At 72.7% G+C, this 14,764-nt stretch carries 17 protein-coding genes; 12 read left to right on the top strand and 5 right to left on the bottom strand.

From position 1 onward, the window contains the following. Positions 1-14 precede the first annotated feature (14 nt). On the top strand, positions 15-1,037 hold the full coding sequence (locus ACNF49_RS43775) for an ABC transporter substrate-binding protein (protein WP_482941402.1): 1,023 nt from the start codon (positions 15-17) through the stop codon (positions 1,035-1,037). Here ACNF49_RS43775 and ACNF49_RS43770 read toward each other — a convergent pair. The 3 genes from ACNF49_RS43770 to ACNF49_RS43760 all read right to left on the bottom strand — a co-directional run bounded on the left by ACNF49_RS43770 (position 1,031) and on the right by ACNF49_RS43760 (position 4,019). Continuing rightward, positions 1,031-1,183, bottom strand: coding sequence for a hypothetical protein (locus ACNF49_RS43770; protein WP_482941401.1), 153 nt, complete (start codon positions 1,181-1,183; stop codon positions 1,031-1,033). The genes ACNF49_RS43775 and ACNF49_RS43770 overlap by 7 nt on opposite strands. Beyond that, positions 1,150-3,447 carry a helicase-associated domain-containing protein gene (locus ACNF49_RS43765; RefSeq protein WP_482941400.1) on the bottom strand — a complete coding sequence of 766 codons (2,298 nt, stop codon included), beginning with the start codon at positions 3,445-3,447 and terminating at the stop codon, positions 1,150-1,152. Before ACNF49_RS43765 ends, ACNF49_RS43770 begins: the two co-directional genes overlap by 34 nt. Before the next feature lie 77 nt (positions 3,448-3,524). After that, positions 3,525-4,019: an ATP-binding protein gene (locus ACNF49_RS43760; protein ID WP_482941399.1), complete on the bottom strand. Its 495-nt coding sequence runs from the start codon at positions 4,017-4,019 to the stop codon at positions 3,525-3,527. Between the two features lie 187 nt (positions 4,020-4,206). Here ACNF49_RS43760 and ACNF49_RS43755 point away from each other — a divergent pair, with 187 nt between their 5' ends. The 5 genes from ACNF49_RS43755 (at position 4,207) to ACNF49_RS43735 (ending at position 7,330) form a co-directional block, all read left to right on the top strand. Continuing rightward, positions 4,207-5,073: a Sco1979 family transcriptional regulator gene (locus tag ACNF49_RS43755; RefSeq protein WP_498703442.1), complete on the top strand. Its 867-nt coding sequence runs from the start codon at positions 4,207-4,209 to the stop codon at positions 5,071-5,073. Continuing rightward, positions 5,074-5,310: a DUF397 domain-containing protein gene (locus tag ACNF49_RS43750; protein WP_189648211.1), complete on the top strand. Its 237-nt coding sequence runs from the start codon at positions 5,074-5,076 to the stop codon at positions 5,308-5,310. Positions 5,311-5,410: 100 nt separating this feature from the next. Beyond that, complete coding sequence (locus ACNF49_RS43745) at positions 5,411-5,650, top strand: hypothetical protein (protein ID WP_352323674.1); 240 nt, start codon at positions 5,411-5,413, stop codon at positions 5,648-5,650. A 43-nt stretch (positions 5,651-5,693) separates the two neighbouring features. Continuing rightward, positions 5,694-6,452: a hypothetical protein gene (locus tag ACNF49_RS43740; protein WP_357987002.1), complete on the top strand. Its 759-nt coding sequence runs from the start codon at positions 5,694-5,696 to the stop codon at positions 6,450-6,452. Between the two features lie 20 nt (positions 6,453-6,472). After that, positions 6,473-7,330, top strand: coding sequence for a maleylpyruvate isomerase family mycothiol-dependent enzyme (locus ACNF49_RS43735; RefSeq protein ID WP_357986999.1), 858 nt, complete (start codon positions 6,473-6,475; stop codon positions 7,328-7,330). Positions 7,331-7,340: 10 nt separating this feature from the next. Here ACNF49_RS43735 and ACNF49_RS43730 read toward each other — a convergent pair whose 3' ends face one another. Continuing rightward, positions 7,341-7,925: a histidine phosphatase family protein gene (locus ACNF49_RS43730; RefSeq protein WP_482941398.1), complete on the bottom strand. Its 585-nt coding sequence runs from the start codon at positions 7,923-7,925 to the stop codon at positions 7,341-7,343. Then, a complete protein-coding gene (locus ACNF49_RS43725; protein WP_357986993.1) occupies positions 7,918-8,844 on the bottom strand; it encodes a TIGR03621 family F420-dependent LLM class oxidoreductase in 927 nt (308 codons plus the stop codon). The genes ACNF49_RS43730 and ACNF49_RS43725 overlap by 8 nt, the downstream gene beginning before the upstream one ends. Before the next feature lie 59 nt (positions 8,845-8,903). On the opposite strand from ACNF49_RS43725, the gene ACNF49_RS43720 reads away from it, so the two are divergent. The 6 genes from ACNF49_RS43720 to ACNF49_RS43695 all read left to right on the top strand — a co-directional run bounded on the left by ACNF49_RS43720 (position 8,904) and on the right by ACNF49_RS43695 (position 14,762). Continuing rightward, on the top strand, positions 8,904-9,671 hold the full coding sequence (locus tag ACNF49_RS43720) for a phytanoyl-CoA dioxygenase family protein (RefSeq protein ID WP_482941397.1): 768 nt from the start codon (positions 8,904-8,906) through the stop codon (positions 9,669-9,671). Next, a complete protein-coding gene (locus tag ACNF49_RS43715; RefSeq protein WP_357986987.1) occupies positions 9,656-10,612 on the top strand; it encodes a phosphotriesterase family protein in 957 nt (318 codons plus the stop codon). Before ACNF49_RS43720 ends, ACNF49_RS43715 begins: the two co-directional genes overlap by 16 nt. After that, the gene (locus ACNF49_RS43710; RefSeq protein WP_482941396.1) at positions 10,609-11,826 is read left to right on the top strand and encodes a cytochrome P450; all 1,218 of its coding nucleotides are present in this window, start codon (positions 10,609-10,611) and stop codon (positions 11,824-11,826) included. The genes ACNF49_RS43715 and ACNF49_RS43710 overlap by 4 nt, the downstream gene beginning before the upstream one ends. Continuing rightward, positions 11,823-12,635, top strand: coding sequence for an SDR family NAD(P)-dependent oxidoreductase (locus tag ACNF49_RS43705; RefSeq protein ID WP_482941395.1), 813 nt, complete (start codon positions 11,823-11,825; stop codon positions 12,633-12,635). Before ACNF49_RS43710 ends, ACNF49_RS43705 begins: the two co-directional genes overlap by 4 nt. A 72-nt stretch (positions 12,636-12,707) precedes the next feature. Further along, entirely contained in the window at positions 12,708-13,565 is an 858-nt protein-coding gene (locus ACNF49_RS43700; RefSeq protein WP_357986978.1) for a Gfo/Idh/MocA family protein, read from the top strand. A 294-nt stretch (positions 13,566-13,859) separates the two neighbouring features. Continuing rightward, a complete protein-coding gene (locus ACNF49_RS43695) occupies positions 13,860-14,762 on the top strand; it encodes an ABC transporter substrate-binding protein (RefSeq protein ID WP_482941394.1) in 903 nt (300 codons plus the stop codon). The last annotated feature ends 2 nt before the right edge of the window (positions 14,763-14,764 follow it).

Below are 14,764 nucleotides of genomic sequence, written 5' to 3'. Positions count from 1 at the left end.
CTTAGGAGATGGACATGTCGGGACCGGTATTCGCGCGCAGAGGCTTCCTGGCCGCCACGGCAGGGCTCGCGGCGGCCCTGACACTGTCGGCCTGCGGCGGCGGCACCCCGGCGGCGGGCGGGGGCGGCGCGACCGCCTCCGCCGTGCCCGCCTCCACCGCCGCGCAGGGCTGGACGTTCACCGACGACCGCGACAAGAAGCTGGACCTGCCCGGGCGCCCGTCCCGGGTGGTGGCCCAGGTGGGCGCCGCCGCCGCGCTGTGGGACTTCGGCGTGCGCCCGGTCGCCGTCTTCGGCCCGCACAAGCTCGCCGACGGATCCAGGGACCCGCAGGTCGGCAACGTCGACATCGCCGAGGTCGAGGGCCTGGGCAACGTCTGGGACGAGTTCAACGTCGAGAAGTACATCTCCCTCCAGCCCGACCTGCTGGTCAGCAGCATGTACGTCAAGGGCGACCTGTGGTACGTGCCGGCGAAGTCGAAGGAGACCATCGAGCAGGTCGCCCCCACCGCCGGCGTCATGCTCACCGGCCGCAGCGCCACCCAGGTGATCGGCAAGTACGAGGAACTGGCCAGGTCGCTGGGCGCCGACCTCCAGGGCGTGCCCGAGGCCAAGGCCCGCATGGAGGCCGCCACCAAGGAACTGGCCGCCTTCAAGGACCTCAAGATCCTCATGATGTCCGGCGGCGCCGACGCCATGTGGGTCGTCAACCCGCCCGAGTACCCCGACATCGTGCATCTCACCGAGAACGGCCTGAACATCGTCAAGCCCGCGAAGGTCGACGACGGCGGCTTCTTCCAGACCCTGAGCTGGGAGAACGCCGACACCTACGACGCCGACGTGATCCTCTACGACACCCGCACCCAGTCGCTCAAGCCCGAGGAGATGCTGAAGAAGCCCACCTTCGCCAAGCTCCCGGCGGTCAAGGCGGGCCAGTTCTACCCGTGGCGCGCCGAGGCCCCCTTCAGCTACCAGGGCTACGCCACGTTCCTGGAGGAGCTGGTGTCGAACCTGAAGAAGGCCAAGAAGCTTCAGTAGGCCCCGCGCACCTCGACGATCTCGGCGAGCGGGAACTCCAGGTAGTCGCCCGCCTCCTCGCACCAGGCGTCGAGCGCCCCGGCGCGCAGCTCGCCGTGGCTGATCGTGGCCGTCAGGCCGTCGGCCAGGGTGATGCCGGCCCGCACCCCCGGTCGACGACGAAGCCGAGCAACGACTGCTGGGCGGTCGGCAGCCTGGTCGCCATCCTGCCGATGACCGCCCAGGTGCGGCCGTGCTTGCCGGAGTCGTCCCGGCCGGCCGCTACCAGGCGGCGGGCGTGCTCGTGCGGGTCGGGGGCCGGCTCGGCGATCACGTACTGCGCGTGCGGCTCGGAGCCGGGCGTGAACTCCGACAGCTCGGCCACCTGCCCGCCGGGCAGCAGGATCAGCTTGCCGTGGTGCGGCTCCTCGGCCCTGGCCCGGTGGATGGTGATCTCGCCGGTGTCGGAGACGGGCACGGGGGAGTAGCCGTTCTCGCGCAGGGCGGCCAGCATGCGGTCGGCCGGCGCCGCGCTGATCAGCACCGTGGGGGCCAGCAGCCGCAGGCCCAGCCGGGCCAGCCGGCGGTGCCCGGCGATCTCGGCGAGCAGCGCGGTGTCGCCGGCCTGCACCACGCAGCCGACCGTGGAGACCGTCACCTCGCCGTGCCGGCGCGCGGTGTCGCGGACCAGGTACTCAAGGGGCTGCGGGATCGTGCCGACCGTGGCCAGCTCGTCGAGCAACTCGTCGGCGTCGTAGCCGTGGTCGAGCGCGCCGCGCACGCTCTCGGTGGTGAAGCGCCACACCGAGGCCGCGCCGCGCGACTCGCGCTCGGCCACCCGGTCGAGCAGCGCCGCCAGCTCGGCCGACGGCGGCCCGGTCACCACCGCGGTGAGGTCGGGGCCGAACAGCGCGCTCCTGCGCACGCTGGCCAGCGCCCTGGTGGACGCCTCGGCCAGCACCGGATCGTGCTCGACCTGCGGGACGGCGTCGTCGTTCTCGTCGCCGGGGTCGGCGGTCAGCCCGGCCAGGGCGCGGCCGAGGTCGGTGAGCGCGCCGTTGGCCAGCAGGCCGAGCAGCGTGGCCTCCTCCAGCACGGCCGGCGCGCACTCGGCCAGCAGCGCCTGGTCGAGCAGCGGGGCGTGCCAGTGGACGTTGCGCACGAGGCTGTCGCGGTCGGCGAAGGCGGTGCCGGCGGGCAGATGGGCCAGCGCCGCCAGCACGGCCCTGCGCACCCTGGCCACCGCGCTGCCCGAGGGGTCGTCGCCGAGCACGGTGGCGTACTTGCCGTCGACCTTGCGCAGGGACGAACGCTCCATCCGCCACCACGCCGACAGCAGCACCCGCAGCCGGGCCGAGCCCTCGTCGAGCCGCCAGCGGTCGAACCGCTCGGTGGGGATCATGCCGCCCGACTGCTCGTCCCAGGCCAGCAGCCTGGCCACCGCGCAGACCTCCAGCAGCAGGCGGGTCTCGTCCTCGTCGCAGCCGGTCTCCTTGGCGACCCTGCGGACCTCGCGCACGCCCACGCCACCGGTCTTGAGCAGCGGCAGCGGGGTCTTGGAGGTGTTGTCGAGCAGGGCCGCGCAGCGCTCCACCACGTGCGGGGCGGCCAGCGTCATCAGGTGGTCGACCTCCTCGGGGTCGACCGGGATCGAGGCCATCTCGGGCGCCTCGGGCTGGAACGGCGGATGGTAGCCGGGGCCGCGCAGGCACAGCGCCACCTCGCGGGGGATCTCGGCGACGTGCCAGCTCGGGCGGAACAGCAGGCCGTGGTCGGCACACCACTTCTCCGGCGTGCCGGGGGTGACGAACCGGCCGCCGTCGACGTCGCGGGCGGGGCCGTCCCAGGCGAGGCGGCCGAGCAGCGCGAGCGTGCCGTCAGGGGCGGTGGCCGTCAGCCGGTCGAGGCGGCCGGGATCGGACAGCAGCTCGATGACGCGGGCGATCGTGCGTCGCTTGTTGCCGTGGGCGGGCAGGCCGAGCACGCGGGCCAGGGCGCGCAGGGCGTCGTTGCTGATCGTCCAGGAGTTGAGGTAGTGCTCCAGCGGCTCGCCCAGGCCGAGCGGCGCCGCCCACCAGCGCGCCACGCCCTCGGCCAGATGGATCACGCCGTCGGCGTCGGGCCAGGCCAGCGCGTGGTCGTACAGATGGTCGAGCCAGGGGGCCACCGTCTCGCCCGGGACGCCGAGGAAGGCGGCCAGCCCCTCGGGCGTCGGCCGGCTCATGGTCAGGCCCGCCTCGGCCAGTTGCAGGGCCGGCAGCGGCAGCCCCCGCATGGCCTCCATGACGGCGAAGCCGTTGCCCAGGCGCTGGGCCAGCGTGTCGAGCCTGCGGGGCCAGGGCGGCGCGATGGCGTCGGGCCTGTTGGCCAGGATGCGGGCAAGCCGGTTTTCGTCTAGTGTGCGCAGCCAGCCGAGCAGGTGATCTTCCATCTGTCAGCACTCTCATGGGGTCGCGTGGGACTCACCGTGAGCCATGACCATCCACGGTAGTGCAGAGCACCCCTCCGTCAGGAGAGGACTGCCCAGACGATCTTGCCGTGGGGCGCGAGTGCCGACCACCCCCAGCGGAGGCTGAGTGATTCGACGATGTGGAGACCCAGGCCGCCGGTGTCAAGGGGGCCAGGGTATCGCAGCACGGGCACCGAGGTGCCGGGATCGGTGAACGCGCTGGTGACGAGCGAGCCGCGGCGCACCAGGGACATGTGGACCGGGCGCTGGCAGCGGGGCTCGTCGAGGCGCAGGCCGTGGCGCAGGGCGTTGGTGGCGAGCTCGGAGACCACCAGTTCCATGTTCTCGACCAGCTCGCCGAGCCCCCAGCCGGCCAGGGTGCCCGTGGTGAAGCTGCGTGCGGAGTGGACCGAGGAGGCAGTGGGCGGGAGCACGTACGTGGCGCTCGCGGACGGGCCGGTCACCAGGAGATCGCGAGCCGCCTCCGGCCACCAGCCGACGGGCGGCCACCAGTCGAACGTGGTCCACTGGCCGGGCGCCGTGGTGGATTGCACGTGATCATTCTGCGGCAATCTCTCGTGCAGGTGCAAGAGCGAATGCACGTGCAGACAACTCGTGCAACCGCTACGGTTCTCCTCAAGTGGTCAATATGGGGGAAAGGGGATCTTGTCCGCGGCCCATGATCTTTCGGCCGCCAAGTGACAGACTGTGTCTTCAAGGAAACGACACAAGGAGCAGCACGTGTCCATTGATCCGCCCGGCTCCGGCTCGACAGTTCGGCGCATCATGCTGGGTGCGAGCCTCAGGCGCCTGCGCGAGGCCTCTGGGCTCGACCGCGGCCAGGCCGGGTTCCACATCCGGGCGTCCGAGTCCAAGATCAGCCGCATGGAGCTCGGGCGTGTCGGATTCAAGACACGTGACGTGGAAGACCTGCTCACCCTGTACGGCGTCGTCGACGATGCCGAACGCCGTGCCCTGCTGGAGATGGTCCGCGAGGCCAACACCCCCGGGTGGTGGCACAAGTACTCCGCCGAGCTGCCCTCGTGGTTCACGACGTACGTGGGCCTGGAGGAGGCCGCGAGCGTGATCCGTACCTATGAGGTGCAGTTCGTGCCCGGCCTGCTGCAGACGGCCTCGTACGCGCGATCGGTCTTCCAGCTCGGCAACCCCGACGCGAGTCCGGACAAGATCGAGCGCCGCGTGCACATGCGCATGCAGCGCCAGGAGCGCTTCACCCAGAAGGACGGCCCCAAACTGTGGGCCGTCATCGACGAGGCGGCGCTCAAGCGGACCATCGGCGGGCGAGAGGTCATGTCCGAGCAGCTCCAGCATCTGCTGGAAGTCGCCGCCCTGCCCAACATCACCCTCCAGGTGATGCCGTTCAGGTTCGGCAAGCACGCCGCCGAGGGGGGCGCGTTCAGCATCTTGCGGTTTCCCGAATCCGACTTGTCGGACGTTGTCTACGTCGAGCAGCTCTGGGGTGCCCTGTACCTGGACAAGCGTGAGGACATCGACCCGTACCTCACCGCCATGGAGCAACTGTGCGTGGAAAGCACCACGCCAGGGGGCACCGTCGAGCTCATCGGCGGTCTTCTCAGAAAGATGTAGATGAACCACACCTATAACGGCATGCCCGCGGCCGACCTCACCCAGGTCGCCTGGCGCAAGAGCCGCTACAGCAACTCGCAGGGCAACTGCGTGGAGCTCGCGAAGCTTCCCGACGGAGGGATCGCGGTCCGCAACTCGCGCTTCCCCGACGGTCCTGCTCTCATCTATACCCGCGACGAGATCCGGGCCCTGGTGCTCGGCGCGAAGGACGGCGAGTTCGACGGCCTTCTCGTGTAACAGCCTGTTCACCTCCGGCGCGCTCCCTTAACGGGGGCGCGCCGGTGGCGTAACCGGCGGGGACTTTCCGCCGGTCAGGATGTCGGACATGCTCGACCGGATGAATCTGTACCCGATCGCCGACGACGTGCTGCTCGCGCCGGGCGGCAAGGTCGTGGTCCGCACGTACGGCGTGGCGCCCGCGGGCGCCGCCATCTCCTACCGCACCTGGGTGACCGGCCTGCGCGACCAGCCGCGCTACTGGCACTGGGGCCACTTCGAGGACGCCGCCTCCGGGCACCGCCGGGTGCTGGAGTGGCTGACCGGCAGGGGGCCGCGGCCTTCCCAGGCGCTGACCTGATCGCTATCCTCGTGCCAAGCAAATGCTTGGTAGAGGAGGCGTGGTGCGGCGCGCGATCCACCTGCTCGAAGAGGTCGACTTCCGGCCGATGAACTCCAGGCGTCCGCTGGAGTACCTGACCTGGCTGACCCGCTACAAACGCGAGGACGAGAGCCGCGCCGAGCCCGCCCTGACCGCCGGCATGTCCATCAGGTCGCGCGAGATCGACCTCGTCGGCGCCTTCTACGCCGTGGGCATCACCGGCCACCCCCAGTTCAAGGCCGTCACGCTGTGGGACTGCCACGGCGGGTGGGACGGCGGCTGGCGCCAGATGATGGGCATCTACCAGGGCGTGGACGAGCGCCTGTTCCTGTCCGACATCGACGACCTGCGCTTCTCCGCCTTCTCCAGGCCGCTCGGCGCCGCGCCGGGCTGCCCGCCGCTCGCCGAGGCGCCCGCCGCCGAGTTCTACCTGTTCGAGAGCGCCCGCGTCCGACCCGGGGCCGCGCTGGACTACCTGGAGGCCGTCCGCACCGAGCGCGCCCCGCTGCTGGCCGAGCACGGCCACACCCTGACCGGCCTGTACGAGGTGCTGTTCTGCGACACCGAGGCCGTCACCATGTGGGCCGTCTCGCTGGAGGACCACCTGGCCACCCAGCGGGCCCGCGACGCCGCCCTCGGGCTCGACGACGAGGTCCCGCCCGATTCCCGGCTGCTCGACTGGGGCAGGCGGGCCCGCGGCTATCTCGAAGGCCCCTGGCGCGAGACCCTGCTCGCGCCGTTTCCCGGCAGCCGTCTGGCGCGGGAACCGCGGCCGGGTTAGCGTCGGCTGCGGAGGCAGCCATGACGGACCCGTACCTCTATGGCGAGGATGAGGGCGACCTCCTCGCCGCACACCCGGAACACGGCACCGCCGTCGCGCCCGTGGGGCCGCCGCCGGGGCTGCGCGCGGCCGTGCTGTCGGGAGCCCGCCGCCGGCGCGCGCCCGCCGCCGGGGGCGTGGCGTCCGTGACCGTGCCGTACGCCGAGCAGGTGGCGCTCATGGACGACCTGCTCGCCGAGCTGAGCCCGCCCCAATGGGACGCCCCGATCGCCCGGCACGGCACGGTCCGTGACCTGGTCGGGCACCTGGCCGCCAACGACGCCACCGTGGCGTCCTTCATGGGCCTGCCCGGCGCGGGCGCGGCCCGGGAGCACCGGCGCTGGCGGGAGCAGGCCGGGGCGTTGCTGGAACGGCTCTCCAGGGCCGGGGAGGTGCTGCTCGGGGTCGAGGTGGCGCTGGCGGGGGTGCGTCCGGCCCGCGCGCCGCTGCGCCAGGCCCTGGTCCAGCGCACGTTCGAGACCTGGACGCACGCCGACGACATCAGGGCCGCGACCGGCCGCCCGCCCGCGCCGCCGCGTGCCGGGCACGTGCGCCTGATCGCCGAGTTCGGCCTGGCGCTGCTGCCCCGGGCGCTGCGGGGGCCGCGCCGCGACGTCTCGGTCACCGTCGTGCTGACCGGGCCCGGAGGCGGCACGTGGGCGGTCCCGCTCTCGCGCACCCCGGGCCGGGACGCCGGGCTGATCTCGGCCGGCGCGGTGGACTTCTGCCGCCTGGTGGCCGGCCGGTGGCCCCCGGACGCCTTCCCGCACGCGTCGGAGGGCGACCGCGACCTGGTCCGCGACCTGATCCGCGCCGCCGCCACCCTCGGCTGCGACTGACGAGCCCTTCTCAGGCCACCGGCGAGTTCCAGCTCAGCAGCACCGGTTCGGCGTGCTCGAAGCCGAGCCGGGAGTAGGTGCCGGTGTCGAGCCTCAGCAGCCGGCCGTCCGCCGGGTCGAGGCCGAGCCAGCGGGCGGCCAGCACGCGCAGGAAATGGCCGTGCGCCACCAGCACGACCCGCCCCTCGGCCCCGCGGGCCCGCTCGATCACCCGGTCGGCGCGCGCGGCCACCTCGGCGGCGCTCTCGCCGGGATGCTCGGCGTCGCCGGGGATCACGCCGTCACGCCACAGGTACCAGCCGGGCCGGGTCTTCCTGATGTCCGGCGTGGTGATGCCCTCGTAGCTGCCGTAGTCCCACTCCCACAGGTCGGGGTCGACCTCGTAGTCCGTCAAACCGGCCAGCTCCGCCGTACGGCGGGCCCGCTGCGCGGGGGAGACCAGCGCCAGCCCGAACGCGGACTCCTTGACCAGCGGCGCCAGCGCCCTGGCCTGGTCCTCCCCGTCGGGTGTCAAGGGCAGGTCGGTACGGCCGGTGTGCCGGCCGGCCGTGCTCCATTCGGTGGCTCCGTGCCTCAGCAACAACATCTCATCCATGAGGTCCATCATCCGGCAGAGCCGCCAGCTCCTCGACGACAGGGGTGAAGGCGGCCAGGTCGCGCTCGTGGTGCAGCACGAAGTAGGAGACGCCGTGCGCGTCGCGCCAGTGGCGCAGCTGGTCCGCGATGTCGCGGCGGGTGCCGAGCAGCACCTGCGGCGTGTCGCCGAGCCCCGAGCTGTCGGCGGCGCTCCACGACTCCTCCGGCTTGCGCTCGCCCACCTGCATCACGCTGGTGCCGATCTCCAGCAGGTGGTGGCGGGGGCTCCGCCGCAGCAGCGCCAGCTTGGCGAGGAACGCCTCCGGCCCGGCGTCGCGCGGGTCGGGGCCGGTGCCGTCCGGTTTGACGCGGGTGCCGAGGTTGACGATGTCGGCGTGCTCGGCGGCCAGGGCCAGCATGCGGGGGCCGCCGCCGCCCAGCAGGATCGGCGGGTGCGGGCGCTGCACCGGCCGGGGCTCCTGTTCCAGCCCGGCCAGGCGGTAGTGCGCGCCCTCGTAGGTCAGCGGGCCGTCGCCCCACAGGCCCCTGATCACCTCCAGGGCCTCGCGCAGCCGGTCGATGCGCACGCCGGGCGGGTCCAGCCGCAGCCCGGCCCGTTCGTACTCGTCGGCCATCCAACCGGTGCCGAGGCCCAGCTCCAGGCGTCCGCCGGAGAGCAGGTCCAGGGTGGCGGCCTCCTTGGCCAGCACGGCAGGGTGCCGGAAGTCGTTGGCGAACACCAGCGTGCCGACGCGCAGCCGGGTGGTGGCGCAGGCCGCCGCCGTCAGCGCCGCGACGGGCGCGAAGCGCGGGCCGACCAGGTGGTCGGGCACCAGCAGCACGTCGAAGCCGGACGCCTCCAGCCGCCTGGCCCGCTCGGCCCACTCCTTGCCGGACCGCGCCTCGCGCAGCACCGCACCGAACCTGAACCGTCGCACGGCAGCCTCCTCGTCCAGGATCTTACCAAGCGCTTGCTTGGAGTGGCACACTGGTGGCCATGGAGATCCCGGTACGCCAGGCGACGGACGACGAGGTGGCGTTCTTCGGCGAGCACGGCTGGGTCCGCCTGGACCGGCTGGTCGCCCCGGACACGGTCGGCGAGCTGCGCGAACGGGCCCGCGAGCGCCTGCGGTCGCGCAGCCGGGCCGGGAACACGCCGGTCGACCGGGCCTTCGGGCAGTCCCGCGACGTCGCCGCCGAGGACGAGCTGTTCGGCGCGCTGAGCACCAGCCCGGCCATGGGCCGCAACGCCGTACGGCTGCTGGGCGGGGTGCGGGCCGTGCGCGTGCAGGTCACCAACCTGCTGGTCAAGGAGCCGGGCGAGCACGGCGCCACCGAGTTCCACCAGGACTTCCCGTGGATGCCCATGGACCGCTCGGCCATGCTGACCGTGTGGCTGGCGCTGGCCGACGTGCCCGCCGACATGGGGTCGCTGCGCTTCTACAGCGGCTCCCACCGCTGCGGCCTGCTCGGGCGCAGCTTCACCCGCGCCGGGGACGACCAGCTCAGCCAGCATCCCTGGATCGCGCAGCTGGAGCTGTCGCCGCCGCTCGACCTCAAAGCCGGGGACGCCACCGTGCACCACGCGCTCACCGTGCACGGCGCGCCCGCCAACAGGCGCGACGCCGCCCGCCTGTCGTTCACCGTCACCTACTTCGACGCCGACGCCCTCTACACCGGGCTGCCGTACCGGCAGACCGACGGGCTCGGCCTGGAGGTCAACCGGCCCTTCGAGCACGAGAGGTTCCCGTGCCTGAGACCGTGACGGGGCCGGTCGCCGACCTCGGGGCGACGCTGATGCACGAGCACGTGTTCGGGCTCAGCCCGGAGATCCTGTGGAACTGGCCGGACGTCCCCGAGGGCTGGGACCTGGAGCGGCGGGCGCGGGAGGCGGCGGCCAAGCTCGACGCGCTCAAGGCCGAGGGGATCGACACCATCGTCGACCTGACCGTCGTCGGGCTCGGCCGGTACGTCCCGGCCGTCCAGCGGGTGGCCGAGCTGACGTCCGTGAACATCGTGGCCGCCACCGGGCTCTACACCTACGACGCGCTGCCGCCGTACTTCGGGAACCGGGGGCCGGGGTCGCTGTTCGGCGGGCCGGACCGGCTGGCCGAGTTCTTCGTCCGTGACATCGCCGAGGGGATCGGGCGGACCGGGGTGAAGGCGGCCATGCTGAAGTGCGCCTCCGACCACCTCGGCATGACCAAGGGGTGCGAGCGGGTGTTCCGGGCCGTGGCCGAGGCCCACCTGGCCACCGGCGCGCCGATCACCACGCACTCCCACAGCGCCTCCAGGGGCGGGCTGGAGCAGCAGCGGCTGCTCGGCTCGCTCGGCGTGGACCTGGAACGGGTGGTGATCGGGCACGCGGGCGACTCGACGGACCTGGCGTACCTGGAGGAACTGGTGGCGGGCGGCTCCTACCTGGGCATGGACCGGTTCGGCATCGAGACGATCAGCTCGTTCGAGGACCGGGTGGCGGTGGTGGCGGCGATGTGCGAACGCGGCCACGCCGGAAAAATGGTGCTAGGTCACGATTCGTACTGTTTCAACGACCGGTTCGACCCCGACGTCGTACGGCGTCGCCACCCGAACTACCACCTCCTGCACATCTCCCGCGACGTCGTGCCCGAACTGCGCAGCCGCGGCGTCACCGGCGACCAGCTCCACCAGATGCTCGTCGACAACCCCAGGAGGATCCTGCGATGACCCCCGCGACGACCCCCGCGCCGGCCGAGGACTTCGACGTCGCCGCCGACTGGCACGTCGCCGCGCCGTACGACTTCCTGCGCCGCCTGCGCGCCGGACAGCCGGTGTTCCGCAGCGAGCGCCTGGGCGCGTACGTGCTGACCCGCCACGCCGACGTGCGCGCCGCGTACGGCGACCCGGCCCGCTTCTCCTCCGAGGGGTCGCTGACGATCTCCCGCAGCCTCACCCCCCAGACCCGCGCCAAGCTGGGCGAGCACGGCTCGTTCCTGTCCAGCTTCGTGGCCAACGTGGACCCGCCCGACCACACCCGGCTGCGCCGCTCGGTCTCCCGCGCCTTCACGCCGCGGGCCGTCGCCGCCATGGAGGAGCGTTTCCGGCGGCTGAACGAGGACGTCCTCGACCGGATCGCCCCGAGGGGCCGGGCCGACTTCGTCGCCGAGATCGGGCACGAGCCGTCGGTCAAGCTGACCGCCCGCTTCATCGGCGTGCCCGAGGCCGACGAGGCGTTCGTCCAGGCGCACGTCAAGGACTGGTTCATGCTGTTCCTGTCGCCGCAGCCGCCCGCCCGCCAGCTGGAGCTGGCCGACAGCTTCCTGGCCTACCTCGACTACGTCGACCGCCTGGTGGCCGCCCGCGCCAAGGACCCGCGGGACGACTTCACGTCCCTGATGACCTCGCTGATCGGCGACGAGCTGAGCCATCGGGAGGTCGTCGAGCTGATCTCCACGATCCTGCTCGGCGGCAACGACACCGTCCCGAACCAGCTCGGCAACAGCGTCCTGCGGCTGCTGCGCGAGGACGCCTGGCCGGTGGCCCCTGCGTCGATCCCGGGGGCGGTCGAGGAGTGCATGCGGATCGACGGCGCCTCGCTGGGCTCCTTCCGCCACGCCGTCCAGGACGTCGTCCTGCACGGCGTGACGATCCCGGCGGGCTCGCTCGTCCTGCTGTCCACCGACTCCGCCGGGCACGACGAGACCGTCTTCCCCGACCCGGAACGGTTCCTGATCGACCGTCCCAACGCCGCCGACCACCTGGTCTTCGGGTACGGCATCCACTTCTGCGTCGGCGCGGCGCTCGGCCGCCTGCAACTGCGCACCGCGCTCGACGTCCTCGGGCGCCGCCTGCCCGGCCTGCGGCTCGCCCCGGACGCGCCCGTCGCCTACCGCAGGTCGCTGGTGGGCCGCGGGCTGAGCGCGCTGGAGGTGGAGTGGTGACAGCGGGTACCCCCGACGGGCGGTTCGGCGGGCGGGTGGCGCTGGTGACGGGGGCGGGGTCCGGCATCGGCGCGGCGTGCGCGGCCCGGCTGGCCGCCGAGGGCGCCCGGGTGGGCGTGCTCGACCTGCGCGCGGCCCCGGCCCGGGCCACCGCCGCCGCCGTACGCGCCCGGGGCGGCGCCGCCATGGCGCTGACCTGCGACGTGTCGGACGAGAAGCAGGTGGAGGAGTCGGTGGCCGCGCTGGTGGCCGCCTTCGGCCGGGTGGACGTGCTGCACTCCAACGCCGCCTGCCTCGACCGCGACGTCTACGGCCGCGACGGCGACCTGACCGCCATGGACGCCGCCGTCTGGGACCGCACGATGGAGGTCAACCTGCGTGGCGCGATGCTGCTGGTCAAGCACGTCGTGCCGGTGATGCGCGACGGCGGCGCGATCGTCCTGACGTCCTCGGTGTCGGGCCTGACCGGCGACGTGGACCACGCCGCGTACGGCACCTCGAAGGCGGCCCTGGTCGGCTTCACCCGCTACGTCGCCACCATGTACGGCGCTCGCGGCATCCGCTGCAACGCCGTCGCCCCCGCGCTGGTCATGACCGCCGCCGCCGAGCGGGCCCTCACCCCGGAGCAGCTGGCCGACAAGGCCGCCGAACGCCTCCTGCCCTGGCCCTGCGCCCCCGACGACGTGGCGGACCTGGTCGGCTTCCTGGCCTCGGCCGAGTCCCGCTGCATCACCGGCCAGACCATCGCCCTCGACGGCGGCACCCTCGTCCACCGCCCGGAACACGCCATCCACCGCTCCCGCGCCTGACCGGAGGGGGCGGTGGACGGGAGCCCGGACGAGGGATCTAAGGTCTGGAGAAAAGCGGACTAAGGGGGACGGATGGAGCCGGTCGCGGTCGGGCTGATCGGGGCAGGGCCCTGGGCGGAGATGGCGCACGCGCCGATGCTGGCCAGAGGTCCCCACACCCGGCTCGCCGGCGTCTGGGCCCGCCGCCCCGAGCAGGCCGCCAGGCTCGGCGCCCCCGTGTACGAGCGGGTCGAGGAGCTGTTCGACGCCTGCGAGGCCGTGGCGTTCTGCGTGCCGCCCGGTGTGCAGGCCGAGCTGGCCGTCCGCGCCGCCCACGCGGGCAAGGCGTTGCTGCTGGAGAAGCCGCTCGCCGACTCCGTCGAGGGGGCCATGCGCGTGGCCGAGGCCGTGGCGGAGACGGGCGTGCCCTCGCAGATGATGCTCACCCTGCGCTACGCCACCCCGACCCGCACGTTCCTGGCCCGCTGCGCCGAGATCCAGCCGTTCGGCGGGCACGCCGCCAACATCTCCGGCGCCCTGCTCGGCGGCAACCCGTTCGCCACCCCGTGGCGGCTGGAGCGCGGCGCCCTGCTGGACGTCGGCCCGCACGTGATCGACCTGCTCGACGCCGCGCTCGGCCGGATCGTCGGCGTGCGCGCGCACGGCAACCCGCTCGGCTGGACCGGCCTGCTGCTGGAGCACGAGGGCGGCGCGGTCAGCGAGGCGTCCCTGTGCATGGCGGCCGTCGGCGACCTGCCGCCCTCGACCTTCGAGGTGTACGGCAGGACCGGCAACGCCGTCCTGCTGCCCGGCGACGAGGACCCCTTGGAGGTCGTGGCCGAGGAGTTCGCCCAGACCGTCCGGCGCGGCGGCGGCCACCCGCTGGACGCGGCGCACGGCCTGCGCCTCCAGGAGGTCATCGCCGCCGCGGAGGCGCAGCTCGCCGCCTGACCCACAGCTTCGACGCGGGGGCCCGCGCCCCCTTGACGTCGAGGACTTCTGGGGCATTGATAACGTTTGTCCGACGCGCAGTGCTGCAGCGAAGTCCGGTGCGAATCCGGCGCTGTCCCGCAACTGTCATAGCCAGGTCGCCTGCCTCTGCGCCGACGTCATCAACCCTCGTGGAAAAGGGTGATCCGTCGCTCAACGCGGGTCTCTCGGTTCCGACAGTGTGAAAGGACTACTCGTGAGGCCCGTACGCACGGCCTTCGCGGGCGCGCTGCTGGGAACGCTCGTCCTGGCCGGATGTGGCCAGACCGGCGCCAACGTCGCCCCCTCCAACCCCCCCGCCAGCCCCCCGCCACCACCGCGGCGAGCACCGGGGACTTCCCGGTCACCGTCGAGGCGGGCAACGGCAAGGTCACCCTCGCCAAGAAGCCCGAGCGCATCGTCTCGCTCTCGGCCACCCACACCGAGACGCTGTTCGCGGTCGGCGCCGGCCCGCAGGTCGTCGCGGTGGACGACCAGTCGAACTACCCGCCGGAGGCGCCCAAGAGCGACCTGTCCGGCTTCAAGCCGAACGTCGAGGCGATCATCGCCAAGAAGCCCGACCTGGTCATCCTCTCCAACGACCAGGACAAGATCGTCGCCGAGCTGGCCAAGGTGAACGTCCCCGTCCTGCTCGAACCGGCCGCGACCGGGCTGGAGGAGGCGTACGAGGAGATCAGCGAGATCGGCGCGGCCACCGGCAACAAGGCCAAGGCCGACGAGGTCGTCTCCGGCATGAAGGCGGCCATGGCCAAGCTGGCCGCCGACGCCCCCAAGGACAAGAAGCTCACCTACTACCACGAGCTCGACCAGACGCCGTACGCCGCCACGTCCAAGACGTTCATCGGCCAGGTCTACGCCATGTTCGGGCTGACCAACATCGCCGACCAGGCCCCGGACGCGGCGGGCGGCTACCCCAAGCTGTCGGCCGAGTTCGTCGCCCAGGCCGACCCCGCGCTGATCTTCCTGGCCGACGTCAAGTGCTGCCAGCAGAGCAAGGAGACGCTGGTCAAGCGGCCCGGCTGGAAGAACCTCTCGGCCGTCAAGAACGACCAGGTGGTCCAGCTCGACGACGACCTCGCCTCCCGCTGGGGCCCGCGCGTCGTGGACCTGGCCCAGGCGATCGGCGCGGCCGTGGCCAAGGCCGGCGGCGCGGGCTGAGC

The organism is Actinomadura sp. ATCC 39365 (genome assembly GCF_054392275.1).
Note: the sequence above shows the minus strand (reverse complement) of the source record. Positions and strands in the feature narration are given on the sequence as shown.